This is a genomic window from Chitinophaga sedimenti, from assembly GCF_023156195.1.
Lineage (GTDB): Bacteria > Bacteroidota > Bacteroidia > Chitinophagales > Chitinophagaceae > Chitinophaga > Chitinophaga sedimenti.
Map to the genome: position 1 here is coordinate 810,960 of NZ_JAKUKA010000001.1, position 23,443 is coordinate 834,402.

Consider the following 23,443-nt stretch of genomic DNA (forward strand, 5'->3'; position numbering starts at 1 on the left):
CCGGCTTTTCCCTTTAATAAGCTAGCATAAGTGAGGGCGGCTGAGTAGTGCGCCGCCGCTGGTACCCGTTCACTATGCTATCCTTCCGCCGGACCTTCGCCGCGCAGGAAGCATAAACATTCTTTCGGTCCGTATTAAAAAGCCGGTCGTGGTAATCGTCGAGTTTGGTGAGGAGGAACAGCAGGTCCTGTTTTTCGTCGTCGGTCAGGTTGCCGGCGGCCAGGGTGCTTACCATTTCCATTTTCCTGAATACCCCGGCCAATACATCTCGTCCTTTAGGGGTAAGCCTCAGTAGTTTACTGCGCTGATCGGTCGGATCATCCTGCTGGTCTACCAGCTGCGCGTTGAGCAGGCGGCGGATAATTTCCATGCCGGTAGGCTTTTCGTGGATGTTTTGGGTGATAAGCTCCGTTTTTTTCAACTGGCCATGCTTAAGCAGGGTGGATAGGTAGCTGAATTCTTCCAAACTCTGCAACGGGGTGTGCTGTAGTGCATTGCGCGAATACAGCCGGACGTACCGGTGGAGTTTTACTATTTTTCTACCGATAGATGCTTCCAGGCTAACATTTACTTCGGTGTTGTCTGCGAGTTTCACGCTCTTCCTTTCCCGTAACACCTTATTTCCCAGCCATCCCGCAAAATCGGACAGGTCGGCATCCGCGCGGGCATGATGCTCCTGCTCGAATATTTCGAGATGGGAAACGAGGGAATTAAGTAAAACATAATTCATAGTCGATGGTATAATTAGTGTGTTATAATGCTAACTTCCTTTTTTAGTTTGGTGTCATTCTTATTCACGGTATGCAATAGCTTTCCTATGCCCGTGGCAGGTATTGAAACAAAGCCCGTAATATGCTTTTTCTTAGCTTTCCGTGGCTGGGGTAGTGGGTATCAGACGATCACAGTTAACAGGTCCGTACGTCACAGGATTTTGGATGCCTCATAGCTAAATTCTTAAATGCATACAAATTTTAAAGCCGCTAATTTAATTAGCGGCTTTAAGTTAATAAGTGTTGGCTGAATATGATCTAAAATATTTGTTAATGACAGGAAATCACCCGTGAACGTCGTAAATTCGTTCGATAGCGTCTTTATATTTCTCCATCACTATTTTCCTTTTTAAACTAAGTTTAGGTGTCATCTCCCCGGTTTCGATGCTCCATTCGCGGGGCAGCAGTTCAAAACGTTTGATCTGCTCCACGTGGTTAAAATAATTATTGAAGCTCTCTACCAGGTCTTTGAACAGCGCTAGCACCTTCGGTTCCGCAATAGCAGCCTCATTGGAGGTAAACGTAAGGCCGTTTTGCGGCATCCATTGTTTAAGCATGGAGAAGGACGGGACGATAAGCGCCCCTACAAATTTGCGTTCGTTACCCACGACCATGATCTGCTCCACGAAGGGGCTTTCTTTCATTTTATTTTCGATGGGCTGAGGCGCCACGTATTTACCGCCGCTGGTTTTGAACAGTTCTTTTTTGCGGTCGGTTATCTTTAAGAATTTCTGTTCGATCCATACGCCGATATCGCCCGTGTGCAGCCAGCCATCGATCACTGTTTCGGCAGTGAGGTCGGGGCGTTTGTAGTAGCCTTTCATGACGGTGGGACCTTTCACAAGGATCTCTCCGTCTTCAGCCAGTTTTACGTCGATGCCGGTGATTACAGGGCCCGTGGTGCCGAAGTACCGGTCGCCCACTGGTTTGCGGCGGTTTACGCTGATCACCGGGCTGTTTTCTGTAGGGCCGTAGCCTTCGTATACGGGGATTTGTGCGGCGTTAAAGATACGGAGCAGCTTTTCGTTACAGGCGGCGCCGCCCGTTACAATAAACCCGATGCGCCCGCCTAACGCCTCGCGCCATTTAGAGAATACCAGTTTGTTCGCTATTTTCAGCTGCAGGTTGTAGAGCAGTCCGAGGTTTTTTTGTTATCGTAACGCCCGGCCAGCGACACCGACCAGAAAAACAGTTTTCTTTTAATGCCCGTCAGTTCGTTGCCTTTCGACATGATTTTTTCGAATACCTTTTCGAGCAAACGGGGAACGGTGGTAAAGCCATCCGGTTTGATCTCGCGGAGGTTATCGGCTATCTTCTCCATGTTCTCCGCATAATAAATGCTGTAACCTGAAAACAGGTAAATGTAGGTACACGTTTTCTCAAAAATATGATTCAGCGGTAAAAAGCTGAGGGATCGGGCTTGCGGCGCATCTTCAAAAGGAAAGCTTTCTTTTGAGAAGAACACATTGCTCACAATGTTATGATGCGTGAGCATCACGCCTTTGGGCTGGCCGGTGGTGCCCGACGTATAAATAATGGTAGCCAGATGCTCCCAATCAATTTGTTTTTTGATGACTTCTACCTGTTGCAAGAGTTCCGGCGTGGCCGCGTTTTTACTTTCGTCCAGTGGTCGGCCTGCGGTGTTTCGTCAAAGGTATAGATATTACGCAGGGTAGGTACATTGTTACTGATGCCGCGCACTTTTAGGAGTAATTCTTCGCTGCTTACAAACATATATTTCACCGCTGCATCGTTGAGAATGAACTCCAGTTCCTGGGCGCTGCACGTAGGATAAATAGGCACGAGCACGGCGCCGGTCTGCTGTACGGCAATGTCCGTAAACACCCATTCGGGACGGTTGTTGCTGATGATCGCGATCTTATCTGCTCCCTCGGGCGTGTAATCGTTACCGCTAACACCAAGCTGCAACAAGCCTGCGCTAAACCTGTTGGTGATGTCTCTGACTTCCTGCGTGCTGAAGGGTTTCCATTCACCGTTTATCTTGGCGGAAAGCATTTCCTGTTTGGGAAATTTTTCCAGTTGAACATCAACGGCGTCGAACAGTCTGTACGGTTTTATCATAAACGTAGGGAATTACAGATGGAAAGATAAAAAAATTATGCATTGTGTCGTGCTGCAATAAAGTTAAAGTCGGTTATCTTTATTGTTGAACCAGTTAAACATGACCCCCTTAACAGCTGCCATCCACGCGATGAGTCCTTTATCTGCCGCCTCCATTGCGGACTTTGACGCCGAAGTAAAGTATTTGCCGCGGGTGCCGCGGTATACACAGTTGCTGGAAGTTGGGGAGGTGTCGCGACAGGTGTATTTCCTCGAAAGCGGGCTGGCGCGTGTGTTTTATTACCACAAGGGACTCGATGTAACAGATTACTTTGCAATCGAGGGACAGTTCATCGGCGGCGTGGAAAGTTTGTTTACCGGGCAGCCTTCTAAAAAGGCGATCCAGGTGCTGGAAAACAGCAATGTATATGCGATTACGTTGGAGGCGCTGGAGCGGATGAGCAGCCTGCATCACGACGTGGAGCGGGCAGGCCGGAAGATGATGATTTTTGCGTTCCTGGAGGGACAGCGCCGCATTGAATCGATCCGTTTTCATGAGGCAAAGGAACGGTATCGTGAGCTCGACAACAAATACCCCGGATTACTGAACCGCGCACCGCTGAAATTCGTGGCTTCGTACCTGGGTATCACGCCGGTGAGCCTTAGTCGTTTACGCGCCTCGCTCGATTAATTATCATATGAGAAGCGGTTTTACGTTAGTTTGATTCAATTTTGCGGCATGAAGATGACTATTATAGGCGCGGGCATCGCCGGATTAACGACTGCCATAGCCTTAAAAAGAGCCGGCTTTGATGCCGAAGTGTTTGAAGCCGCCCCACAAATTAAAGCCGTAGGCGCCGGCCTTGGCTTAGCGCCCAACGCTATGTTAGGTTTGCAAAAATTAGGACTTGCCGGTAAAATTATTCCCCTCGGCGCGAAGCTGCCCCATTTTTCGATTTTAACCGCGCGTGGCAAGGTCATTTCGCGGAACGACAGCGCCGTTATCGGTGAAAAGTTCGGGTTAGACAACTTTACCATACACCGTGCGGAACTCCATGATGCATTGTTTTCGGAACTGCCCGCGGGCAGTGTACATACCGGCAAACGTGCATTGGATATAGAACGCGAAGGCGATAACATCCGCCTCTATTTTGCAGACGGCAGCACCCACGATACCAGCTGCCTGCTGATTGCCGATGGTATTAACTCCGCGTTGCGCAAAAACTGGTACCGGATGCGGAAGTGCGTTATTCCGGTTACACCTGCTGGCGTGCAGTAATAGCGAATGTAGGCGATGAGCCGCCCGGGGCCACAGAAACCTGGGGAGCTGCGGGCCGTGTAGGCGTGATACCGCTCACGCAACAGCGCATTTACTGGTTCGCCTGCATTAATGCCCCGGCAAACGACGAAGAGTTTAAACGCTTTAAGGTAAAAGATCTTTACGAACACTTCCGGCATTATCATGCGCCGATTCCCGGTATACTGCGTCAAACCAAAGACAGCGCGCTTTTGCAGAACGATATCTACGATCTTAAACCCCTGAAAAAATTTGCCTACGGGAACGTATTGTTGTTAGGCGATGCTGCGCATGCCACCACGCCCAATATGGGACAGGGCGCCTGCCAGGCGATAGAAGATGCCGTGGTGCTGGCGGAGGAGTTAAAACGCCATGGTAGTTACCATCAAGCATTTCCGGCGTTCGAGCAACGCCGGTTGCGGCGCACGCGCGATATTGTTCGCCAGAGCCGTGCGATCGGGCAGGCCGCGCAACTCGAGAACAGTTTGTTGATCGCCGCGCGCGACCTGTTGCTGCGTGCGATGCCGGCGGCGCTGCGTTCGAAGCAGTTCGAAAAATTGTATACCGTTGATTTTAAGGGCGCGGCTTTTTAATAACACCTAACAAAATATTGGCGATAAATACCAATTGCGCGAGCAATGGCAGGGTACCTACTGCAATGCCGATGATGGTGAGGTAAGCCGCCTCCTGCGCTTCGGGCTGTGGCAAAAGGCGCAGCAGGCAAATCAATGCAAACGAGAGTAGCATCATTCCAATCGTTACCCAGCTAAGTGCTTTGGAGTATAAGTACTGATCCGTAGTCCGATAGAGCAGCCACGCTATTAAAAAAAGAAAGCTACCGGTATATAGAGGTAATAGGATGGCATAATAAAGTAGGTATCCGCGATTTGCAGGTCGACGGATCGCTGGTCGAACACAGCGGTCAGTAATACAATCAATGTGGGTAACAGGAGCCAGTTGTGTGGCTTTGAAAAGAAGTTGCGCATATCAGGCCGTTGTGTTTTTTTTTCATTACCCCCATAATAAGGTTGACCAACCATAAAAGATAAGCAGCTACGGGCAATACGCCGATTTGTTCCATAAACATAGCGGCATAGGTGATATTCTTCGCGTTGCTGATATCTATGAAAAGGTCAGTTTGTACGAGGTTTGATTTAAAGTAGAAGATAAATGCAACGATCAGCACAAATGTAACCAGCGCCATGATGACCGATACCAGGGTAAGTTTGGGAGCATGCAGTTGTTTGTTGGTGACGATGTACAGCAGCCAGAGCAGCACCAGCGGTCCAAGCAACAGCGTATGGAAGGTTAGCGGCGTAAGGTGCACCATCTCATTACCGGCAAGAATATCCATTCCGCCGTGATGAAACGGGCGGTATAGCAGCGTAATGATTACCGGCAATAACAGCCAGTTGTATGGTTTAGCCATGAAATTGCGCATAGAAAGAGTCGCTTCTGGAAACGAACGGGCAGCAAGTTAAGTAAATAAATGATTTACATTGGGTGTATGCCGGGTTATAAAAAAGGCATAACGCCCGTTATGCCCTCTTAAAATGCCATGTTATAAAGTGATTACGTCCGGGGTGTTACATACCTTGGCAGTATGAACAGCTTGACCACGGTGTGCGCCACCACGGAAAGCACTACCACTACCAGCAGCAGCAACGCCTGTTTACCGGTTGAGTCAAAAAGATCCACCACTGACGATACACCTTTACCTGCATACAAAACAGTGGTGAGATAAGCAACTACGCCAGTGATCCATAACGTGAGGTGAGACCAGAAATACTTCTTCTTGTTAAATCCTGTTTTGCTGAATGAGGTGAAAAGGAGCATTACGTGTGCAACAAAAAAGGCTGCTGCTATCACGAGCATTGAGGTAAAAGCAATCATAGTTGTATATGGTTTAATAGTTGTTAATGCTAATTTAATCATTTAGATGAGAAAAACAACAGCAAAGACCGATAGGAATCCTGCCTGCTGAAGGGTGTGACACAACTGCGGCTGATAAGCGTTGTAACGCTGATCCCCTAAGTATTAGTACTGAATCCTGAAAATCATGACTGTAACGGATTTTCAACCGCTGCTTAAGCAGTTATTTTGTATCCGTAAAACAGTTAAAAAGATGCAATCCCAACAACCGAAAAAGATATTATTTGCCAACATGGCCGCAGATGGCCACTTTAATCCGCTTACGGGCATCGCTGCCTGGCTGCGCGACCAGGGGCACGATGTGCGCTGGTACACCAGCAAGTTTTATGAAGATAAAATCGTGCGGATGAACATTCCGACCTATCGCTACAAACGTGCGCTCGAAGTGAACATGGAAACGATGGACCAGGTATTTCCCGATCGTGAAGACAACCAGGGCAAACTGGCCAAATTGAAATATGATATGAAGAACTTCTTTATTCTGCGCGGACCGGAGTTTGCCGAGGATATTAAGGAGATCTATGAAGAGTTTGCGTTTGATGTGCTGGTGGCCGACATCCTTTTTACCGGCGCTCCGCTGGTACGCGAAGCCCTGAAGGTGCCGACAGTTGCTATTGGCGTTTGTCCGCTGATGGAAAGCTCTCGCGACCTTCCGCCAACCGGTATGGGCATGGTACCGGCGGGTAATATCTTCGGCAAACTGCAACACCGCATACTGCGCTGGATGGCGGAGCATTTAATTTTTAAGGAAGTGAACCAGTGCATGAACGAGGTGTATGGTCGGTATGGCCTTCCGCCGGTAAAGGGTATCCTGTTCGACGGATGGATGCAACGCTGTGACCTGCTGCTGCAAAGCGGCGTGCCGGGCTTTGAGTTTCATCGGAGTGATTTAAACCCCAATGTTCGTTTCGTAGGCGCATTGCTGCCCGATCATATGAAAAAGTCGGCGCGTTTAAACTGGAGGCTAAACGGAAGCAATATAAAAAAGTGATACTGGTAACACAGGGCACGGCCGAGCGCGACGTGGAAAAGCTGATCGTTCCTGTGCTGGAGGCTTACAAGAACACCGAATACCTGGTCGTGGCCACTACCGGCGGTTCGCGTACGCAGGAACTGCGGGAACGTTATCCCCAGGAGAACATCGTGGTGGAAGACTTTATCAACTTTAACGAAATAATGCCCATCGCCGATGTATACGTGACCAACGGTGGTTATGGTGGCGTGATGCTGGGCATTCACCACCAGTTACCCATGGTACTGGCCGGCATCCATGAGGGTAAAAGTGAAATTACCGCCAGGGCTGGCTATTTTAAACTGGGTATTAACCTTAAAACGGAGAAGCCAACCGTGGCACGGATTAAACAGGCAGTGGATAAAGTGTTGAGTGACAAGCAATATAAAACCAATGTAAGCCGCCTGTCCGAAGAGTTTGCCCGGTACGACACGTACCGCCTGTGCGAGGAGCACATCATGGGGCTGCTTGACGGTAAAAATACCATGGTACGCCGCCTGTCCGGCGAGTTCTCCCTCTCCTGAGTCGTTTTGTTACCAAATACCCCTAAACCGCTGCTTCGTGGAATGGCAGCGGTTTTCCTTTTAGATAAAAAAATTCCCGATCCGACATAATACCCCGGAAAGGCGGCAGTAATTTTGGGGGTATGCAAACGGAGAAAGGTATCAATAAACCAGGATCAGCTAAAAATCAGCCTGTTAAGAAAAAGAAGCAGGGCAAGTCGTTGTTCGGCCGCGTAAACGCCTGGCTGCATCTCTGGCTCGGATTGATCAGCGGCGCCGTGGTATTTATTGTGAGTGTTACCGGTTGCATCTATGCCTTCCAGCGGGAGATCACGGACATAACCCAGCCGTACCAGTTTACCCAAGTGCAGGACAAGCCTTACCTGCCGCCTTCCCAGCTGCGGACGATCGCCGCTAAACATGCATTTGGCCCGGAGGGCGAAACTGCCGTGAATAAACTGACCGGCGTGGCGTACGGTCCCGGTAAATCGGCCGTGATCAACTATGGTAACCGTAAAGATGGCTTTAAAGCCGTATACCTGAACCCTTACACCGGTGAGGTACGCGGGGAGAAGGACTGGAACAAAGACTTTTTCCGTTTTATACTGAATGGTCACTTTTACCTGTGGTTGCCGAATGAGATCGGTCACCCGGTAGTGGCCTCGGCCATATTGATTTTCGTGATACTGCTGATCAGCGGTCTGGTCATGTGGTGGCCGAAGAACCTGAAGAAAGCGAACGCAGATAAGAGTTTTAAGATAAAATGGGGAGCGAGTTTCAAGCGTGTGAACTACGACCTCCATAATGTGCTGGGCTTCTACGTGATGCTGCTGGCACTGATAATTGCCCTCACCGGGCTGGTATGGGGATTTGAATGGTTTGCAAAGGGCAGCTACTTCGTCACCTCTGGCGGTAAATCCCGTCCGCCGGTGCGCGAAAAGGTGTTTTCCGATTCTACCGCTACGGCCATGTATGCCGCGCCGGAAGATGAGCTGTTCGCGAGGATGGACAAGCAATATGCTGGACAGTACGCTTACCTGTCCGTGTCGTTTCCTTCGGCCAAAACCGATCCTGTTGTCGTGAATTTTAACCCCGAGGATAAAACCTATTATCGACGTTTGTTCCGGTACTTCGACCGGAATACCCTGAAAGAGATCCCGAGCAATGCGATGTACAGCAAGGCTTATGAAAAGGGGGGCTGGCAGACAAAATATACCGCATGAACTACGATATACACGTGGGTGCTATTGGCGGTCTTACCGGCAAGTTTATTGCCTTTTTCGCATCGTTCATTTGCGCGAGCTTACCGGTAACGGGCTTCCTGGTATGGTGGGGCAGGCGCAAAAAGAAACCGGCCGCCAAAAGCATTAGAGTGCCCCAGCCGGCCGGCAAACCTTCCATTGCGGAAGTATCTGTAGCTTAAATTAATTTATTGAAATCAGGTGCTCATCAGCGCCGGGAATGTATATTGTTTCCGGCTGAATTCGTAGAAACGCCTGCCTGTAGTGAGGCATTCCTCGAACGTGTTGGGCTTGATGACGTAAGAGCTGGCACCCATCGCCATACATTCCCTCATCTGGATCTCGTTAAGCGAGGTGGAAAAGATGATGATCGGGATGTTTTTGTACAGGTCGTGCGTTTTCAGGATCTTCAGTGTTTCGCTGCCCGATAATTTGGGCATATTCAGGTCCAGCACGATCAGATCGGGCAGGTATGTGCTACCGCTCACTTCCCGGAGGTATTCTATTACACCCGTACCATCTTCAACAAAAAATATATCTGCCGACAAGTCCAGCTCGTCGAATACAATTTGCATAATAGAACGGTCTTCAGGATCATCATCCGCCAGTAGTATTTTAACATGCTGGTTATTCATACATACTTTTTAATGTTTTCTGTCTCTAAGCTGCTTGTTCAAGTTGGCTTTATGCACTCAGACAAAATATCTCCGCTAATTAAATGTTTAGGTTAATTTTCGTGGGCCCGTTCCTTTAACAGACTTACACACTTCGATAAAGCTAATTTAACTACCGCTTTTTTATCATATAAAAGTGAAATATTTTTGATAGTAATTTGTAAAGTTATGTATTTAATAAATTTATCACACTGGTCAATTGTAGTGCAGGCATCTTTCACCAGTTGGCGGTGTAGATATTCTTCCCCGGATTTATGCAGTACATACATCGATAAAATCTATGCCAGAAAACTACTGTTTTAAGCAACGAGCGTTGATTATTGCCCGTCGGCGGCGAAATGTCGGCTGGATACCGGGGGCTGATGAAGGTATTTTAATATTACGGATTTTACCTTTAATGTGTAGTAAAAGTTTGAAACCTGGTTAAATTGCGAAGGTAGCTGAAAAAGAAAAGGGCGGTAAGAATACCGCCCTCAGTAATTTTAACCATATCTTATGAAAAACCTACACCAAAGGTACACTCCTGTGGGATATTGTAAAGAGAGAGTTCGTGAACGGCCTATTTTGGTTGGTAAACGTTTTGTTTTAGCCCATGTTAACAGCGCTTTAACGAACGTTAACAACGACTAAACAGTACTGGTGCCTGCTATGTGACTGGGAGCGAGCGAATTGTGCTATATTTAGGAAGCAAAACCGATTTATATGAGTAGCGCCGCTGCGATCATGGCTGAACTGGAAAAACTGGGTACCGCGCAAACGAAGAAAACCTGGCTGAACCACGGCGCGCCGCCGTCGGTGTACGGCGTTAAGGTGGCCGACATGAAAGTGATCCAGAAGCGGGAAAAGAAGAATTATCCGCTGTCTATGGCGTTGTACCGCACGGGCAATGGCGACGCCATGTACCTGGCCGGCCTTATCTCCGATCCTGCAAAAATGACGAAAGCCGATTTGCAGGAGTGGGCCGCCGCGGCGAACTGGAGCATGCTAAACGAATGCACTGTCCCATGGACTGCGGCCGAAAGCCGTTTCGGTCATGAGCTGGCCATATCGTGGATGGCCGCACCGGAACCCTCACTGCGTGCTTGCGGCTGGAGCACTTACAGTTCGCTGGTGGCTGTCAAAAAGACGAGGAGCTCGACCTCGCTGAAATTGAAAAGCTGCTTATACAGGTTTCCCAAAACATACACCGGGAAGAAAATCGCGTAAAATACACGATGAATGGCTTCGTAATCGCTGTTGGCAGCTACGTGCCAGCGCTGCTCGAAAAAGCCCGGGAAACGGCCGGAAAGGTCGGTCCGGTAACGGTGGATATGGGCGGCACTGCCTGCAAAGTGCCGGATGCGCTTGCATACATTGCTAAAGTAGAAGAGACGGGGCGCGTAGGGAAGAAGCGTAAGACCGCCTTTTGCTAAGAATGGGAATGGGCTAACCAGGCATCCGGAATGGACAAATTATGAACTTATAGCATTACGGTACAATTGCGGTCCTTCAAGTCATTTCAAAGGACTGTGTAAGATGCCGCTACCGAAGCGGGTGAAACACTGCGGCGGCTGACCATGATAAAAGGCGGGTTGTCCTATCTCTTCACAATCCGTTCCGCCAGCTCCAGTTGGAGTGCTTTAATGTCTTTTAATACAAGTTGGGCAACGAGTCGTGCGCCGAGTTCGGAAAAGTGAGTGTTGTCGTCTTTACCCGCAGGGTAGTTGGGGTGCTCGCCGGGTTGCAGTTGCAAAAACAGTAGTTTGGATGTTTCGGGGCCAAACTGCTGGTACAATTGCCGGCTGCTCGCATCCAGGTCGATCAGCGGCGTTTTTTCCGCGGCGGCTACCTCCAGCACGTAAGCGGTATAGTCATGCGTTTCCGGTACCACACCGGTACTGTCGAACCGCCGGCGGCTTACTGGTGTTATAAGTACGGGGAACGCTTTTTTGGCGCGGGTGGCGCGGATGAAGCGTTGCAGGTTGGCTTTGTATTGTTCCGGGGTAGTATAGCTTTTTTCGTGGGCACTTCATCGTTATGTCCGAACTGGATCAGTACATAATCACCTTCCTGCAGGCTGCTTTCGATCTTTTGCCATAGTCCTTCGGCGATAAAGGTGCCCGTACTGCGCCCGTTCTTTGCATAATTTTCTACGCTCACTGTAGAATCGAAGAACCAGGCGAACGGCATGCCCCAGCCGGTTTCGGGATATGCGCGCGGTTCTTTTACAGCAATCGTGGAGTCGCCCGCCAGGTACACTTTTATTTTCTTTTTGGAATGATAAATGATGATAATAGCAGGAGAGAACCGGCTAACAGCCAGTTGGCGGAAGTTCTGGTCATTGGATAACGTGAATTTATGCGTTCCAAAATAGGGATTAGATCATAATCGGGCGCGGGATTTTACGCAAACGATACCGGTAATATTCAATTAATTTGTCATTCCAAATATCCTACTGATGAAAAACACGATCCTGCCTTTCCTGGCAATGGTGCTGCTGCTCTTAGCCGGCAGTACGGCAAATGCGCAATTGAAACGTTTTAGTATTGGCCCTTATGTGGAAGCTGGCTTCCCCCCGGCGACTTTAGTGATACGCACAGCACAGGCTGGGGAGCCGGTCTTAATGCCGACATCAAACTGCTGGCGGGCTTCACAGCTACAGGCTCGGTGGGTTACATGCGCTTCGGCGGACAAAAGTTTACCACCGATAATGGCATGACCGCCGAATATGGCGCCATCCAGGCGATTCCGGTGCGCGTTGGTCTTAAATATAAACTGGTATCGGTACTGTACGCTAAACTGGAAGCCGGTTCAGCCAATTTTGCGGGCGATGACGGTCCCAGCGGCAGCGCGTTCATCGTATCGCCGGGCATCGGCATACGCATCCTGATGTTCGACATACAGGGTAAATACGAGGGCTGGATCCGCGAAAATGGTTTCGGATTCTTCGGCCTCAAGGCCAGTCTGAACTTCTAAACTTGTATTAATGGCAATCGGATATTGCCTGTGCTGCGCAAGCGGTACAGGCAATGTTTTTTAGATTGCATGGTGTTTAATCGAGCAGCACTTCGCTGCCGCGCATACGCGATGATTTGAGCCTTTTTACAAGGCCGGCTTCTACCATCAGGTACATTAAGTGATCTACCGGCATCGGGTAGCTTAATTGCTGCAATTGACGCCATTCATGATACATGCCGAAGCGTTCGAGCACGGGTTCCAGCTGTGTATTGTCATAGCGTGCATCATCGGGCAGGCCCAGCTGCAGGGCCGAAAAATCTTCGTTGACACCATGTATCTGCAGTATCACGAAGAACGGTTTCATGGCCGCTCCCGGTAAAAAATGAGATGATGGGAAACGTAAGTAAATCTTTTTCTCCGTCACGTTTGTGTAGGTCATAGATCGGAATTGATAAAAAATATATAGCCTTTTCTCTGTCTGTTCGGGTGGTTCTTATCTGTCTATAGAACGCATAGTTAGTTAAAAAGTTCAGGAATATATCTTAAGCGTTCGTTATTAAACTATGCTAATTTATCGCAGTGCTAAGTAATTGATCGTTATGTTGTTATCGCTGCGAAAGAGCAGCAGTGATATTAAAAATAAAACCGGCCCCTTTTGAAGGAGCCGGTTTACTCATAAACTGGTTTAGGTTATGCATTATTCTTCCCATCCGGTGTTTTGCTTTAACACAAATCCGTTTGTTTTGTACAGTGTGATCTGGTCCAGTGGCAGTGGGTTCAGGTACAGGCGGTCGTTGTTGAACACCCTTTCTGTTTCCACTTTGGGAGCAGGAATTATATAGCCTTCGGTGCCGTTTGTCAGCACCACATCGGTAGTGGGGAAAGCGGCTTTCGTGATCCGGCGCCGCGGTTAATGTCCACGTTTGCTTTGGTATCGGTATAAGCCAGTTTTTTCCATCTTTTCAGGTCGATGAGGCGGTTACCTTCAAACATCATCTCCACGCGGCGTTCGCGGCGGATTTCCCACAGCATGGAAGGCACGGTAGGATCACGTTTCGGATCGTCATAAGCTACATCGCCACCGGCTGTTGCAGCTACCGGGTTGCCGCCTACAATTTTCAGGCGGGCTGTTTTAGCCCTGTCGCGCAGCTTGTTGATAGATTTATCCAGGTCTGCCTGCGTCAGTTGTCCCAGTTCATAGGTTGCTTCTGCATAGTTGAGCAGTACTTCGCCAAAACGGATAATCGGTGCATCGGTCTGGTTCAGCGCGTTGCTGCCTTCCGCAATGTCTTTTACCGATTCGTTCAGGAACTTCTGGCTGGAATAGGCCGTACTGCTATAGTTCGACGCTACTTTGATCACCCGGTAAGCTTTCACGAATGTAGCCGACAAACGGCCGTCACGCGCAGTGAATATACTGGTCAACTGTTTTGTCGCCTGCATATTTCGGCGATACGCCGATTGGCAAACCATCGTCGCACAGGTAAGATTCTACCGCATTTTTAGATGCACCGGTTTGAGGCTCTTTATTGTTATAGCTCATCAGCGAGTGTGTAATCTGGTTGGTTTCGTACTTCCTGAACAACAGCACTTCTTTGGAAGCAGCCAGGCTCATCGAGCTAAACACACTCCGGTAGTCCGCATCAAGTGAGTAGGTATTGGTGGCTATTACCGCATCCGCTGCTGTTTTAGCCGCAGTGAGGTATTCGGTGGATTTAGCCTGATCCAGGTTGTGATATTTATACCAGGTGCCTTCGTGCAGCATAATGCGCGACATGAAAGCATTCACTACGGCGCGGTTGATTACCAGTCCGGCGTCGCCTGTAATGGAGGCATCGCTTACACGAACGTTGGCAGAGGCAAATTTCAGGTCGGACAGGATGCTGTCTACCACCTGTGTGCGCGGATCGCGTGGTTTGTATAACGCCTGCAGGTCGCTTTCTTCCAGCGGTGTGTTATAAAACGGCACATCGCCGAACGTGCGCACCATATCGGCATATTCCATGGCACGGAAGAAACGGGCGATACCGAGCCAGTGGTTCATAGCCTCTTCGCTCATCGGCACACGTTTGATCCTGTCTATCCAGAGATTGATGTTACGCACGTTGGTAAAGCTCCAGCCACCACCGCTTGCCGGCGATTGTTTGGTAAAAGCGCTTGGCGTGGTGGGGGCAAAGTCGTCGTTCAGGCTCTGTACGGAGAAGTAGGTTCCCCAGGTATTACCGTTGCCGTAACCCGGGAAATAAAGCGGGTAAAAGCGCCAGGAATAAATGCGGACATTTTTTCTGATGTCCAGAACGTGAGGTCGGACAGTTCGTCTTTCGGCGGACGGGTAATAAAGTCTTTTTACACCCGGAGATTGCCAGGGCCGACAGCGTAAGTATATAGAGAAGTTTTTTCATTGTAGCTCGCTTTAAATTTTATAAAGACACCTGTACACCAAAGGCGAATGATCTGCGGTAAGGGTAGTTCCTGCCAAAAGTGGCGGTAGCGATGCCGGCATAGCGGAAGTCCACTTCCGGATCGATCGGTACGAACAGGTTGTCTTTTTCCCAGAGGTTTTCACCGCTTACATATATGCGCAGGTTTTGCAGTCTCGCGCGTTCTACCAGGCGTTTGGGCAGGGTATAACCCAGCGAAACGTTTTTCAGGCGCAGGTACGACATGTCCATCAGGTATTTGGTTTGCGGATAGAAGTTCTGCGTAGCCGTCTGGTTAGTGTTAGACGGTCTTGGATAGAACGCGTTCGGGTTGCTTGGCGTCCAGTAGTCCATCTGGTGCTCGTACATCGCATCGCCCGGGTTGAAGCCGGCGATGGTCATCATACTTGGCGCCCACAGTTCGCGTTTGCCTACGCCCCGGAAGAAGATGTTGAAGTCAACGCCTTTCCAGTTAGCGCCCAGGCGGATGCCGTATTGGTAGCGTGGAGTGCTGTTACCGATCACACGCATATCACCATGATCTGCAACGGTATTGCGGCCGTTGTTGATAGCGGTGTCGCCATTCAGGTCTTTATATTTCACGTCGCCAGGGCCGTACCAGAACCATGCGGAAGTCTGGCCTTCCGGGAACTTCTGGTTGGCTACGCCTTCTTTCAGGATGTATTTGCCGGTACCGTCGGTGATCAGTTTACCATTAGCATCTTTCTGGAAGTCGTTTTCGGTAAAGTAACGGTCTGTTTCATAACCCCAGATCTCGCCCAGATATTTACCCCTGGTAGTAACCGGTAATGGTGGTACCCGCGAATTTAGTCAGCTTCTCACGGAAGTCGGAGAGAGACAGGGTGGCATTAATAGACAGTTCGTTATCGAAAGTATGGTTACCATCGAGGGTGATCTCCCAACCAGTGGTCTGCATTTCGCCATAGTTGCGGTAGGGCGGGGTGGCGCCAAAGGTGCTGGGCAGCTGTACGCCGGTAGTCACCATGTCTTTCGTTGTTCTCCTGTACCAGTCGAACGTTAAGCCAATTTTATCATTCCAGAAGCGGGAGTCAAAACCAAAGTCGACGGTGTTGATGGTTTCCCAGGTCAGCATCGGCGGAATAATTTTAGGAGGATTGGCGGTCAGCGGGTTGGTGCTGCCGATCCACCAGCCGGAAGACGCAGAGGTCATGCTGGGACGGAAGGTAGCGCCGTTGCCGGTGATGTCTGAGTTGCCGATAGAACCATAGGAGCCGCGCAGTTTCAAATAAGAAACAACGTTACGGGAGTCTTTCATGAATGCTTCTTCTGTAAGGATGTAACCTGCGGACACAGACGGGAAGAAGCCCCACTGGTTGTTGGTCGGGAAGTTCGAAGAGCCATCGTAACGGCCGTTCACTTCCAGCAACAGTTTATTTTTCCAGGCGTAGTTGATACGGCCGAAGAAGCCCATCGTGGCCCAGTCGTCGTGGCTGGAACCTACGAACTGATCACCGGTAGAGAGGTTAGGCTCGCCAATGGCAGGGTCAATTACGTTATTTCTTTTGGAATAATGAGAAGTGTTCTCCTGTGTTTCCGCGTCCATACCGCCCATGATCTTGAAGGAGTGGTCGCCCAGCTCTTTCTGGTAGGTAGCAAAGGTTTTGAAGGTATGGTTTTCGTACCACCTCGAAGTATACTGGGAGTAATCGTAGGAGGTGTGTACGTTTCATATTTTAACGGCGCGCCACCCCAGTTGTTCCAGGCAGTGAGCGGGCCGCCTACTTCGCGGACGTGCGCCTGGTTGTTGGTGTACGTATAGTCCGCGTCGACGGTAAGGCCTGGAGCGATTTTGATCGTACCTCCCAGTGCAAAACGGCCGTAGTTGGCTTTTACGGTCGACATCTGTGCTGCCTGCATTTCCGATACTACGTTGCGGAAAGGTTTGCCTTCATAAGTACCATAAGGGTACAGGGCATTCCAGCGGTACAGGTAGTACAGCGGATCATATTGTACGCTGGCGAAGGAGAATGGTGTTTCCTGGTTGGTGCGGGTCAGCATCACGCGGCTGCGCAGGTCTAACCAGGGTTGAACGGAGCTCGTTACATTCAGGTTTACGTTGGTACGCTGGAATTTATCCGTTTGTACTTTCATCAGACCTTCCTGGCCGAGATAACCCAGGCTCAGGCTGTACGCAGTTTTATCGTTGCCGCCGGCAAAGTTCAGGTTGTGGTTCTGCTGCGGTGTCCAGTCGCGGATAAACAGCTCGTTCACGTCCCAGGGACGATAGTAATACACGGCGCCGTCTTTTACTTCAAAGTCGCGGCCCATTACCATTTCAGGTCCGAGGTTTTTACCACCCCAGTCTCTTTTCCATTGCCTGATTTTCTCAATGCTCGCAGAGTCGAAACGCATACCGATGGCGCTGGAGAATTTAGCCGCCGGGTTGGTGCGGATCGTTGCCGCCAGGGAATACTCGAGGCCGTCGTCGTCTGCCGGAGTAGGCAGGGTAGTGGGCTTAGACCGGGAGAAGTTGTTGGAATACGTGATTTTGTTCTGGGTATTCTTTTTACCCGATTTGGAAGTGATGAGCACAACGCCGAATGCGGCGCGGCTACCATAAATTGACGTGGATGCCGCATCTTTCAATACGGAAATAGATTCAATATCATCCGGGTTTACCATCAACAGGCTCTGGATTTCCACGTTATCTAGCAGGATCAGTGGCTGTGCGCCGTTAACAGCGTTCGTAGAGCCAGTTAAACCACGCAGGCGGATCGTCGGATTGGTACCGATGTCGCCGCTGGTGGTGGTGATGGTTAAGCCGGGAACGGTGCCCTGTAAAGCGCGTCCTGCGTCCGTGATGGTACGGGCCTGCATGGTTTTGGCCACATCTACAGTAGTAACAGCGCCGGTCAGGTTCGCTCTTTTTGCGTACCATAACCTACTACAACCACCTGGTCCAGCGAACGGTCGTCTACCGGAAGCGATACTTTGTAGTGGTCTGCCGCACCAGGGTAATGATTTGTTGTTTGTAACCAATGAAGGAAATCGTAAGGGATTTGGTGCCATCCGGCACGGCAAGGGTGAATTTACCATCCGTATTGGTGGTAGTGCCCACCGATTTACCAGCTTGCACGGTGGCGCCGATTACCGGGCCGCCGCTGGATTGATCCAATACCTCGCCCGTAATCTTCCTCTGCGCCCATGATACTGCAAAAAACAGCAATAGCAGCAAAGTGCTGAGTAACTTTTTTCATAAATAGTTTGTGTTTAGCGTAGCGAAAACAATAACTCGGAATAGAAATTTAGTTGCTTGTTGAGTTGTCCTATGTATTAACGTCCCCTGGCCACTCTTTCTTCCCGGTGTTTTTTTGGTTGATGAATTATTCTTTTTGCGTGTTTTTGCGTTTTTACGTTGTCAATTTAGGGAGAAAATCGAAAATAAAAAAGAGTTTATGGAAAAATAACGCAAAATCCTGCAAGAAATGTAATTTAGGTTAAGGAAAGATGCAAGAAACCGATTAAGGGGCAAATTCAACTTAATTTTTAATTTTGCACATTCCTTTAAGATATGCTAAAAGAAGAAAGGCAAACATTTATCATGCGCCAGATTAATCTGCACAACAAAGTGTTGTCGGCAGACCTGAGCGCAATGCTGAGCGTTTCAGAAGATACGGTCCGTCGCGATCTGAAAGAGCTGGCCGAAGATGGCAAGGTGCTCAAGGTGCACGGTGGCGCTATCGGAAAGTCGTTCCATTACCCGTTCAACGGCAATAGTGAAGTATATGCCCTCGAGGCAAAGCAGCAAATAGCCGCAAAGGCTATCAAACTGTTGAAGGACGATATGTTCGTCCTCACCGGCGGTGGTACGACCATGATCGAATTCGCGAAAAAGATACCCGAAAACCTGCGGGCTACTTTCTTCACGATCAGCCCGCTGGTGGCCATTCAGCTGGCCGAACACGCGGAGCTTACCGTGATTACTATCGGCGGACAACTCAGCAAAAGTTCCAATGTGCACATCGGTTCCAGCGTGATTAACCAGCTGGCGGATATCCGTGTGGACCTTTGCCTGTTTGGTACCAACGGCCTGTCTATCCAGGAAGGAATGACGGATTCTGACTGGGAAGTAGTGCAGGTCAAGAAGGCCATGTTGCGTGCTTCGAAAAAGATGGCGGTGATGAGTATCGCCGAAAAACTAAATTCTACCCAGCGCATGAAAGTCTGCGATATTAACCAGGTAGATTACCTGATTACAGAGCTGGCGCCGGATAATCACTTCTTATCGCCTTACCGGCACCTCGACCTGGAGTTGCTTTAACACATAAAAAAGCGGGAGTTTTGCTCCCGCTTTTTCGTTTATACCTTCTTCGGAAACTTCATCACTTTTCCTTCTATAAGACTGATCCATATATCGCCGTTTTTATCGGCGGTAATTTTGTTGATCGACGAATTGCCGGCCTTGTGCACCCATTTCAATTGGTGCGTAGCCACGTCAATCGCGATCAGCAGGCCGTTTTTAGTGCCGGTGTATAGTGTGCCATTGCTTTCGAAGAGCGGGCAGGGATTGTGCTCGTAGCCGTAATGCGCATCCGTGTACCACAGCAGTTCAAAGGATGGGGCAGTCGTAGAAACCGCTATTACCGTGTCTTCCATCAATTTGGCGTAAACAGCCTTCCCGTCCGGCGACACCTCCATAGATTCTCGTACCCGGTACCGGTTGTTGCGCCAGATCGTTTGTCCCGTTTTCAGATCAATGGCCGTCATATAACGGTCGGGCGCTACAATGAACACGCGATCGTTAACAATGGCGGGTTTCACATTGCCCGGCGAATACAGTTTCTGCATGCTGCCATTGTTCCATTTCCATTTTAATTCACCTGTAGCCTTATCGAGACAATAAAGGTGCCGGTCCCAGGCGCCGAATACGATCTCCTTCGCATTGGCGGTCGGTTTGCCCTGCATCTGCCCGTTCATCGACGTGTTTTTCCAGATAACCGCGCCGTTTTCTATGTTAATGCAATAGAAAGCGTGGCTGCCAACGCCGATATACAGCAAATTACCTTCTACCAGTCCTTCGGCGATAACGGGTTCGGTTACACCCAGTTTCCATTTTTCTTTACCGGTTTTTGCATCCAGGCCGTAGATGAAGCCGTCGACCGTACCTGCGGTCACAATGCCTCTACCGGTAAGGGGCGTGGCATAAATAGAGCCGGTAAACTTCCTGCGCCAGTTCACCTTTTTGCTGGCCGCGTTCATGGAAATCACTTCTCCCTGCGAGTTGCCGAAGATCACTTGTCCGTCCAGCGGCAGCGGACCGGTAAACGACGCGCTCGTGTCCTGGAAGGTGAATACGGGCTTTACCTTCGGGTATGTGTTGTTGATGCTGTAATCCGGGAGGGGCATGGATTTCACGTCCTTAATTATGTCTTTATTTAGCAGGCTGAAGGCTTTGAAGGGCACGGCATCCTGTGTAAGCGTTTTTTCAAAGAAGAACGCGCTGTCGTTCCGGAGCTGAACAATGTTGTAGCCGGGCAGCTCCGTGCCTTTGTAAGGCAGCGAGGAGCGGCCCATTACCCCGGGAATACCGTCAAAGTTGTGCAGTGACAGCCTGTGGCCGTGGCCGCAGAGGTCGAGACGGGTGTTATGGGCTTTGAGTATGGGCGTAACGTTCTGCCAGTTGTCCAACCCATCTCCCAAAGGGTAATGGCAGAGGGAAACCACCGTTTTGCCTGGCGTTACTTTCTGCGCCAGCGTTTTCTTCAGCCAGTGAATGTCTTCTTCCTTTACATGACCGTCGCCCATTTTCATGTACGGGCCGCTGTTAAAGCCTACGAACACATACTTTCCCTTTTCAAAATAAAAGCGGTCGTTGCCCCAGAGGCGCACAAACGTTTGGGCCGCGCTCTCGGACCAGTTGGTTTCGTGGTTGCCGGGAATCACGTACAGCGGGAATTTCAGGTCCTGCACGATCTTGTGTACCGCCTCCAGCTCCGCATCGTTGCCGGTGTTGGTCAGGTCGCCCGTGAGCACCACGAAGTCGAATTGTTGGGTGTTGATTTCGCGTACAATATCGGCGAGGCCTTTTTCACTCGGGATGCCCGGCGATACGTGAATGTCCGTCAGGAACGCAAACCTGATCGGCTGGTCGCTTTGCGCCTGTGCGCGTGCGGCCAATAATAATACCAGGAAACCTGATAGCAGCTTTCTCATAATTCTCAGCATGATGTAAATGTATGGTGTAAAAAGCGCGCAAAAGCACTGCCGGCGGATGGCCGGAAAGAAGATCACATCAACATAAAATAAAAACGAAAAAAACACCTGGGACGCGATTGCAAGTTAGAAAAAGCATTTTTAAAACCAAATGTTGTGTGAGCAGCGGTAAATGAGGCGGATGGTACAGGATGCCAAAACTGTAAGCACGCCTTACATTTAAGGGGCCGTTATGAAAAACTGATCTTTTGCTGATTACATAATGTCGTTCCGGTTTTAAAATGAGAGAATATACTACCAGCTTTGGGTAAAAATCAAAACCGGGAAGCGCCTAATTTTACGAACAGATAATGAGCTTATGAGAGTAGGACTATTTATTCCCTGTTATGTAGACCAGTTCTATCCGAACGCGGGGATTGCCACGTTGCAGCTGCTGGAAAAACTGGGAGTGGAGGTGGTGTATCCATCGGACCAAACGTGTTGCGGACAGCCAATGGCTAACTCGGGGTTTGAACACCTGACAGAGGGGTGCAACCGGCTTTTTACCGACCAGTTTTCTGGATTTGATTATATCGTATCGCCTTCGGGCAGTTGTGTGCTCCATGTAAAAGACCACCTGCACCTGCATGGCCGGGAACAGGAGGCCGCACAGGTGCGCGATAAGGTATACGAGATCACCGCCTTTCTTACGGATATTTTAAAGGTTGATAAACTACCCGGGCGCTTTCCGCATAAAGTGGGACTGCATCAGAGCTGCCATGGACAACGCGGCCTGAAGCTCGCGTCTATGACCGAACTGGTAGCGCCTAAATTCTCGAAACCCTTACAGCTGCTGCAGATGGTGGAAGGCATTGAACTCATCAACCTTAAAAGAGAAGATGAATGCTGCGGGTTTGGCGGTACTTTTTGTGTAACCGAGGAAGCAGTATCCGTAAAAATGGGAAAGGACCGTGTGGCCGATCACCTGGCTCATGGAGCAGAATTTATAACCGGAACGGACATGTCGTGCCTGATGCATATGGAAGGCATTTTACGCCGCGGGAACAGTAACGTTAAAGTCATGCACATCGCAGAAATACTCAACGCCGGATCATGAAGAACCACGCACAATTATCACAGGAATTTAATGCGAACGAGCCGCGGGTAAACTGGCACGATGAAACGCTGTGGTGGGTACGCCAGAAGCGCGACAAAGCCGCCAACACCTTACCAGAGTGGGAAGCGCTGCGCGAAGCGGCGTCCGGCATCAAATACCATACTTTATCTAATTTGAATGCATACCTCCAGCAGTTCGAGGCCAATGCGCAGGCCAACGGTGTAACCGTTCACTGGGCGGCTGATGCGGAGGAGCATAATGCTATTGTACATACGATCTTAAAGGAACAGGGCGTAACCCGCATCGTGAAAAGTAAATCGATGCTTACGGAGGAATGCCACCTCAATCCTTACCTGTCCAGGCATGGCATTGACGTGATTGATACGGACCTGGGCGAACGGATCGTGCAACTAGCGGATGAACCACCGAGCCACATCGTATTACCCTGTATTCATAAAAAGAAAGAGGAGATAGGCGAGCTGTTTCACGAGCACCGGGCACCGCTGCTGGTGAATCCGATCCAAAAGTGCTGACGGCCGCCGCGCGTATTCACCTGCGCGAAAAATTCCTGACCCGCCGCGCTGCCATTACCGGCGTGAATTTCGCAATTGCAGAAACGGGTGAGTTCGTGGTATGCACCAACGAAGGTAACGCCGATATGGGCGCACACCTGGCGGATGTGCACATTGCCTGCATGGGCATCGAGAAATTGATACCGCAGCGCAAACACACGGGGATTTACCTGCGTTTGCTGGCGCGCAGCGCTACCGGGCAACCGGTTACCACGTACTCCAGCCATTTCCGCAGGCCGCGCGAAGGCCAGCAGCTGCACATCGTGCTGGTGGATAATGGCCGCAGCACGCAACTCGGCCGTGAGGAGTTCCGCAATTCGCTGAAATGTATCCGTTGCGGGGCCTGTATGAACACTTGTCCCGTGTACCGCCGCAGTGGCGGACACAGCTACCATACTGCGATTGCGGGACCTATTGGTGCTATTCTCGCCCCCAATCTGGATATGAAGCAATATGCCGATCTGCCGTTCGCATCCACACTTTGCGGCTCCTGCTCCAACGTATGCCCGGTAAAAATCGACATTCACGACCAGTTGTATAAATGGCGGCAGGTGTTAATGAAAGATGGGCAAGGCGGCGCCATGAAAGGGCTATCGATGAAAGCGATGAATTTTACCCTGTCGTCGCCGGGCGTATACCGCACTGCCGGTAAAGCAGGGCGCTGGTTTTACGGAACGTGCCGTTTGTGGTGAACAACGGCATGAATCCCCTGGTACAAGCAACGTGAAATGCC

Annotated in this window: 32 protein-coding genes and 1 pseudogene; 14 read left to right on the forward strand and 19 right to left on the reverse strand. The window is 49.9% G+C overall.

Features of this window, described 5'->3' with window-relative positions:
* Window positions 1-13: 13 nt before the first annotated feature.
* The 4 genes from MKQ70_RS04745 to MKQ70_RS37700 form a co-directional block, all read right to left on the reverse strand.
* A complete protein-coding gene (locus MKQ70_RS04745) occupies window positions 14-730 on the reverse strand; it encodes a MarR family winged helix-turn-helix transcriptional regulator (RefSeq protein WP_248068668.1) in 717 nt (238 codons plus the stop codon).
* Window positions 731-1,054: 324 nt separating this feature from the next.
* Window positions 1,055-1,906, reverse strand: coding sequence for an AMP-dependent synthetase/ligase (locus MKQ70_RS37690; protein WP_308199410.1), 852 nt, complete (start codon window positions 1,904-1,906; stop codon window positions 1,055-1,057).
* Window positions 1,885-2,361 (reverse strand): AMP-binding protein, encoded by a 477-nt coding sequence (locus MKQ70_RS37695; protein WP_282456225.1) that lies wholly within the window; start codon window positions 2,359-2,361, stop codon window positions 1,885-1,887. The genes MKQ70_RS37690 and MKQ70_RS37695 overlap by 22 nt, the downstream gene beginning before the upstream one ends.
* Complete coding sequence (locus MKQ70_RS37700) at window positions 2,349-2,852, reverse strand: AMP-binding protein (protein WP_282456226.1); 504 nt, start codon at window positions 2,850-2,852, stop codon at window positions 2,349-2,351. The genes MKQ70_RS37695 and MKQ70_RS37700 overlap by 13 nt, the downstream gene beginning before the upstream one ends.
* A 100-nt stretch (window positions 2,853-2,952) precedes the next feature.
* On the opposite strand from MKQ70_RS37700, the gene MKQ70_RS04755 reads away from it, so the two are divergent.
* Genes MKQ70_RS04755 through MKQ70_RS04765 form a run of 3 tightly spaced genes read left to right on the forward strand, consistent with a single transcriptional unit; the run spans window position 2,953 to window position 4,721 of the window.
* Window positions 2,953-3,522: a Crp/Fnr family transcriptional regulator gene (locus tag MKQ70_RS04755; RefSeq protein ID WP_248068670.1), complete on the forward strand. Its 570-nt coding sequence runs from the start codon at window positions 2,953-2,955 to the stop codon at window positions 3,520-3,522.
* 48 nt (window positions 3,523-3,570) lie between these two features.
* On the forward strand, window positions 3,571-4,110 hold the full coding sequence (locus tag MKQ70_RS04760; RefSeq protein WP_248068672.1) for an FAD-dependent monooxygenase: 540 nt from the start codon (window positions 3,571-3,573) through the stop codon (window positions 4,108-4,110).
* Window positions 4,074-4,721, forward strand: coding sequence for an FAD-dependent monooxygenase (locus tag MKQ70_RS04765; protein WP_248068674.1), 648 nt, complete (start codon window positions 4,074-4,076; stop codon window positions 4,719-4,721). Before MKQ70_RS04760 ends, MKQ70_RS04765 begins: the two co-directional genes overlap by 37 nt.
* On the opposite strand, the gene MKQ70_RS04770 is transcribed toward MKQ70_RS04765, so the two are convergent.
* The 3 genes from MKQ70_RS04770 to MKQ70_RS04780 all read right to left on the reverse strand — a co-directional run bounded on the left by MKQ70_RS04770 (window position 4,702) and on the right by MKQ70_RS04780 (window position 6,021).
* The gene (locus tag MKQ70_RS04770; RefSeq protein ID WP_248068676.1) at window positions 4,702-4,878 is read right to left on the reverse strand and encodes a hypothetical protein; all 177 of its coding nucleotides are present in this window, start codon (window positions 4,876-4,878) and stop codon (window positions 4,702-4,704) included. The two genes, MKQ70_RS04765 and MKQ70_RS04770, sit on opposite strands and share 20 nt — an antisense overlap.
* 184 nt (window positions 4,879-5,062) lie before the next feature.
* Window positions 5,063-5,569 carry a hypothetical protein gene (locus tag MKQ70_RS04775; protein WP_248068678.1) on the reverse strand — a complete coding sequence of 169 codons (507 nt, stop codon included), beginning with the start codon at window positions 5,567-5,569 and terminating at the stop codon, window positions 5,063-5,065.
* Between the two features lie 131 nt (window positions 5,570-5,700).
* On the reverse strand, window positions 5,701-6,021 hold the full coding sequence (locus MKQ70_RS04780) for a hypothetical protein (RefSeq protein ID WP_248068680.1): 321 nt from the start codon (window positions 6,019-6,021) through the stop codon (window positions 5,701-5,703).
* A 232-nt stretch (window positions 6,022-6,253) separates the two neighbouring features.
* Between MKQ70_RS04780 and MKQ70_RS04785 the strand changes: the two genes are divergently transcribed.
* The 4 genes from MKQ70_RS04785 to MKQ70_RS04800 all read left to right on the forward strand — a co-directional run bounded on the left by MKQ70_RS04785 (window position 6,254) and on the right by MKQ70_RS04800 (window position 8,998).
* Window positions 6,254-7,051, forward strand: coding sequence for a glycosyltransferase (locus MKQ70_RS04785; protein ID WP_248068684.1), 798 nt, complete (start codon window positions 6,254-6,256; stop codon window positions 7,049-7,051).
* Window positions 7,048-7,596 (forward strand): glycosyltransferase, encoded by a 549-nt coding sequence (locus MKQ70_RS04790; protein ID WP_248068687.1) that lies wholly within the window; start codon window positions 7,048-7,050, stop codon window positions 7,594-7,596. Before MKQ70_RS04785 ends, MKQ70_RS04790 begins: the two co-directional genes overlap by 4 nt.
* Window positions 7,597-7,718: 122 nt before the next feature.
* On the forward strand, window positions 7,719-8,798 hold the full coding sequence (locus tag MKQ70_RS04795) for a PepSY-associated TM helix domain-containing protein (protein WP_248068689.1): 1,080 nt from the start codon (window positions 7,719-7,721) through the stop codon (window positions 8,796-8,798).
* On the forward strand, window positions 8,795-8,998 hold the full coding sequence (locus MKQ70_RS04800) for a PepSY domain-containing protein (RefSeq protein ID WP_248068692.1): 204 nt from the start codon (window positions 8,795-8,797) through the stop codon (window positions 8,996-8,998). The genes MKQ70_RS04795 and MKQ70_RS04800 overlap by 4 nt, the downstream gene beginning before the upstream one ends.
* Window positions 8,999-9,013: 15 nt before the next feature.
* Here the strand turns inward: MKQ70_RS04800 and MKQ70_RS04805 are convergent, their stop codons facing one another.
* Window positions 9,014-9,451, reverse strand: coding sequence for a response regulator (locus MKQ70_RS04805; protein WP_248068695.1), 438 nt, complete (start codon window positions 9,449-9,451; stop codon window positions 9,014-9,016).
* A 741-nt stretch (window positions 9,452-10,192) separates the two neighbouring features.
* Between MKQ70_RS04805 and MKQ70_RS04810 the strand changes: the two genes are divergently transcribed.
* On the forward strand, window positions 10,193-10,696 hold the full coding sequence (locus MKQ70_RS04810) for a DNA alkylation repair protein (protein WP_248068698.1): 504 nt from the start codon (window positions 10,193-10,195) through the stop codon (window positions 10,694-10,696).
* Between the two features lie 8 nt (window positions 10,697-10,704).
* Window positions 10,705-10,902 (forward strand): hypothetical protein, encoded by a 198-nt coding sequence (locus MKQ70_RS04815; RefSeq protein WP_248068701.1) that lies wholly within the window; start codon window positions 10,705-10,707, stop codon window positions 10,900-10,902.
* A 164-nt stretch (window positions 10,903-11,066) separates the two neighbouring features.
* Here MKQ70_RS04815 and MKQ70_RS04820 read toward each other — a convergent pair whose 3' ends face one another.
* Both MKQ70_RS04820 and MKQ70_RS04825 read right to left on the reverse strand, forming a co-directional pair.
* Complete coding sequence (locus tag MKQ70_RS04820) at window positions 11,067-11,360, reverse strand: SGNH/GDSL hydrolase family protein (RefSeq protein ID WP_248068703.1); 294 nt, start codon at window positions 11,358-11,360, stop codon at window positions 11,067-11,069.
* 35 nt (window positions 11,361-11,395) lie between these two features.
* Window positions 11,396-11,728 carry an SGNH/GDSL hydrolase family protein gene (locus MKQ70_RS04825; RefSeq protein ID WP_248068705.1) on the reverse strand — a complete coding sequence of 111 codons (333 nt, stop codon included), beginning with the start codon at window positions 11,726-11,728 and terminating at the stop codon, window positions 11,396-11,398.
* A gap of 408 nt (window positions 11,729-12,136) precedes the next feature.
* Between MKQ70_RS04825 and MKQ70_RS04830 the strand changes: the two genes are divergently transcribed.
* On the forward strand, window positions 12,137-12,445 hold the full coding sequence (locus tag MKQ70_RS04830) for a hypothetical protein (protein WP_248068708.1): 309 nt from the start codon (window positions 12,137-12,139) through the stop codon (window positions 12,443-12,445).
* Between the two features lie 76 nt (window positions 12,446-12,521).
* Here MKQ70_RS04830 and MKQ70_RS04835 read toward each other — a convergent pair whose 3' ends face one another.
* The 8 genes and pseudogenes from MKQ70_RS04835 to MKQ70_RS04870 form a co-directional block, all read right to left on the reverse strand.
* The gene (locus tag MKQ70_RS04835) at window positions 12,522-12,866 is read right to left on the reverse strand and encodes a hypothetical protein (protein WP_248068712.1); all 345 of its coding nucleotides are present in this window, start codon (window positions 12,864-12,866) and stop codon (window positions 12,522-12,524) included.
* Window positions 12,867-13,124: 258 nt separating this feature from the next.
* On the reverse strand, window positions 13,125-13,295 hold the full coding sequence (locus MKQ70_RS04840; protein WP_248068715.1) for a hypothetical protein: 171 nt from the start codon (window positions 13,293-13,295) through the stop codon (window positions 13,125-13,127).
* Window positions 13,286-13,852 (reverse strand): RagB/SusD family nutrient uptake outer membrane protein, encoded by a 567-nt coding sequence (locus MKQ70_RS04845; protein ID WP_248068718.1) that lies wholly within the window; start codon window positions 13,850-13,852, stop codon window positions 13,286-13,288. The genes MKQ70_RS04840 and MKQ70_RS04845 overlap by 10 nt, the downstream gene beginning before the upstream one ends.
* A complete protein-coding gene (locus MKQ70_RS04850) occupies window positions 13,827-14,531 on the reverse strand; it encodes a RagB/SusD family nutrient uptake outer membrane protein (RefSeq protein ID WP_248068720.1) in 705 nt (234 codons plus the stop codon). Before MKQ70_RS04850 ends, MKQ70_RS04845 begins: the two co-directional genes overlap by 26 nt.
* A gap of 316 nt (window positions 14,532-14,847) precedes the next feature.
* On the reverse strand, window positions 14,848-15,450 hold the full coding sequence (locus tag MKQ70_RS04855; protein WP_248068721.1) for a hypothetical protein: 603 nt from the start codon (window positions 15,448-15,450) through the stop codon (window positions 14,848-14,850).
* Window positions 15,451-15,634: 184 nt separating this feature from the next.
* A pseudogene (locus tag MKQ70_RS04860) lies at window positions 15,635-16,474 on the reverse strand (TonB-dependent receptor domain-containing protein); the annotation flags it as partial.
* Window positions 16,378-17,898 (reverse strand): TonB-dependent receptor plug domain-containing protein, encoded by a 1,521-nt coding sequence (locus MKQ70_RS04865; RefSeq protein ID WP_282456227.1) that lies wholly within the window; start codon window positions 17,896-17,898, stop codon window positions 16,378-16,380. The gene MKQ70_RS04865 and the pseudogene MKQ70_RS04860, both read right to left, overlap by 97 nt.
* The gene (locus tag MKQ70_RS04870; RefSeq protein ID WP_248068725.1) at window positions 17,804-18,064 is read right to left on the reverse strand and encodes a carboxypeptidase-like regulatory domain-containing protein; all 261 of its coding nucleotides are present in this window, start codon (window positions 18,062-18,064) and stop codon (window positions 17,804-17,806) included. Before MKQ70_RS04870 ends, MKQ70_RS04865 begins: the two co-directional genes overlap by 95 nt.
* Window positions 18,065-18,400: 336 nt before the next feature.
* Between MKQ70_RS04870 and MKQ70_RS04875 the strand changes: the two genes are divergently transcribed.
* On the forward strand, window positions 18,401-19,150 hold the full coding sequence (locus tag MKQ70_RS04875) for a DeoR/GlpR family DNA-binding transcription regulator (RefSeq protein WP_282456228.1): 750 nt from the start codon (window positions 18,401-18,403) through the stop codon (window positions 19,148-19,150).
* A gap of 38 nt (window positions 19,151-19,188) precedes the next feature.
* On the opposite strand, the gene MKQ70_RS04880 is transcribed toward MKQ70_RS04875, so the two are convergent.
* The gene (locus MKQ70_RS04880) at window positions 19,189-21,054 is read right to left on the reverse strand and encodes an outer membrane protein assembly factor BamB family protein (protein ID WP_248068729.1); all 1,866 of its coding nucleotides are present in this window, start codon (window positions 21,052-21,054) and stop codon (window positions 19,189-19,191) included.
* A 346-nt stretch (window positions 21,055-21,400) separates the two neighbouring features.
* Between MKQ70_RS04880 and MKQ70_RS04885 the strand changes: the two genes are divergently transcribed.
* Genes MKQ70_RS04885 through MKQ70_RS37710 form a run of 3 tightly spaced genes read left to right on the forward strand, consistent with a single transcriptional unit; the run spans window position 21,401 to window position 23,402 of the window.
* The gene (locus tag MKQ70_RS04885) at window positions 21,401-22,138 is read left to right on the forward strand and encodes a (Fe-S)-binding protein (RefSeq protein ID WP_248068731.1); all 738 of its coding nucleotides are present in this window, start codon (window positions 21,401-21,403) and stop codon (window positions 22,136-22,138) included.
* A complete protein-coding gene (locus MKQ70_RS37705; RefSeq protein WP_282456229.1) occupies window positions 22,135-22,671 on the forward strand; it encodes an LUD domain-containing protein in 537 nt (178 codons plus the stop codon). The genes MKQ70_RS04885 and MKQ70_RS37705 overlap by 4 nt, the downstream gene beginning before the upstream one ends.
* On the forward strand, window positions 22,665-23,402 hold the full coding sequence (locus MKQ70_RS37710) for an LUD domain-containing protein (protein WP_308198933.1): 738 nt from the start codon (window positions 22,665-22,667) through the stop codon (window positions 23,400-23,402). The genes MKQ70_RS37705 and MKQ70_RS37710 overlap by 7 nt, the downstream gene beginning before the upstream one ends.
* Window positions 23,403-23,443 lie beyond the last annotated feature (41 nt).

Coding starts and splice junctions, on each gene's coding strand:
- MKQ70_RS04745 (WP_248068668.1), bottom strand. CDS start 730: ATGAATTATGTTTTACTTAATTCCCTCGTTTCCCATCTCGAAATATTC.
- MKQ70_RS37700 (WP_282456226.1), bottom strand. CDS start 2,852: ATGATAAAACCGTACAGACTGTTCGACGCCGTTGATGTTCAACTGGAA.
- MKQ70_RS04755 (WP_248068670.1), top strand. CDS start 2,953: ATGACCCCCTTAACAGCTGCCATCCACGCGATGAGTCCTTTATCTGCC.
- MKQ70_RS04760 (WP_248068672.1), top strand. CDS start 3,571: ATGAAGATGACTATTATAGGCGCGGGCATCGCCGGATTAACGACTGCC.
- MKQ70_RS04770 (WP_248068676.1), bottom strand. CDS start 4,878: ATGATGCTACTCTCGTTTGCATTGATTTGCCTGCTGCGCCTTTTGCCA.
- MKQ70_RS04775 (WP_248068678.1), bottom strand. CDS start 5,569: ATGCGCAATTTCATGGCTAAACCATACAACTGGCTGTTATTGCCGGTA.
- MKQ70_RS04780 (WP_248068680.1), bottom strand. CDS start 6,021: ATGATTGCTTTTACCTCAATGCTCGTGATAGCAGCAGCCTTTTTTGTT.
- MKQ70_RS04785 (WP_248068684.1), top strand. CDS start 6,254: ATGCAATCCCAACAACCGAAAAAGATATTATTTGCCAACATGGCCGCA.
- MKQ70_RS04795 (WP_248068689.1), top strand. CDS start 7,719: ATGCAAACGGAGAAAGGTATCAATAAACCAGGATCAGCTAAAAATCAG.
- MKQ70_RS04800 (WP_248068692.1), top strand. CDS start 8,795: ATGAACTACGATATACACGTGGGTGCTATTGGCGGTCTTACCGGCAAG.
- MKQ70_RS04805 (WP_248068695.1), bottom strand. CDS start 9,451: ATGAATAACCAGCATGTTAAAATACTACTGGCGGATGATGATCCTGAA.
- MKQ70_RS04810 (WP_248068698.1), top strand. CDS start 10,193: ATGAGTAGCGCCGCTGCGATCATGGCTGAACTGGAAAAACTGGGTACC.
- MKQ70_RS04815 (WP_248068701.1), top strand. CDS start 10,705: ATGAATGGCTTCGTAATCGCTGTTGGCAGCTACGTGCCAGCGCTGCTC.
- MKQ70_RS04835 (WP_248068712.1), bottom strand. CDS start 12,866: ATGACCTACACAAACGTGACGGAGAAAAAGATTTACTTACGTTTCCCA.
- MKQ70_RS04865 (WP_282456227.1), bottom strand. CDS start 17,898: ATGGCACCAAATCCCTTACGATTTCCTTCATTGGTTACAAACAACAAA.
- MKQ70_RS04875 (WP_282456228.1), top strand. CDS start 18,401: ATGCTAAAAGAAGAAAGGCAAACATTTATCATGCGCCAGATTAATCTG.
- MKQ70_RS04880 (WP_248068729.1), bottom strand. CDS start 21,054: ATGCTGAGAATTATGAGAAAGCTGCTATCAGGTTTCCTGGTATTATTA.
- MKQ70_RS04885 (WP_248068731.1), top strand. CDS start 21,401: ATGAGAGTAGGACTATTTATTCCCTGTTATGTAGACCAGTTCTATCCG.
- MKQ70_RS37705 (WP_282456229.1), top strand. CDS start 22,135: ATGAAGAACCACGCACAATTATCACAGGAATTTAATGCGAACGAGCCG.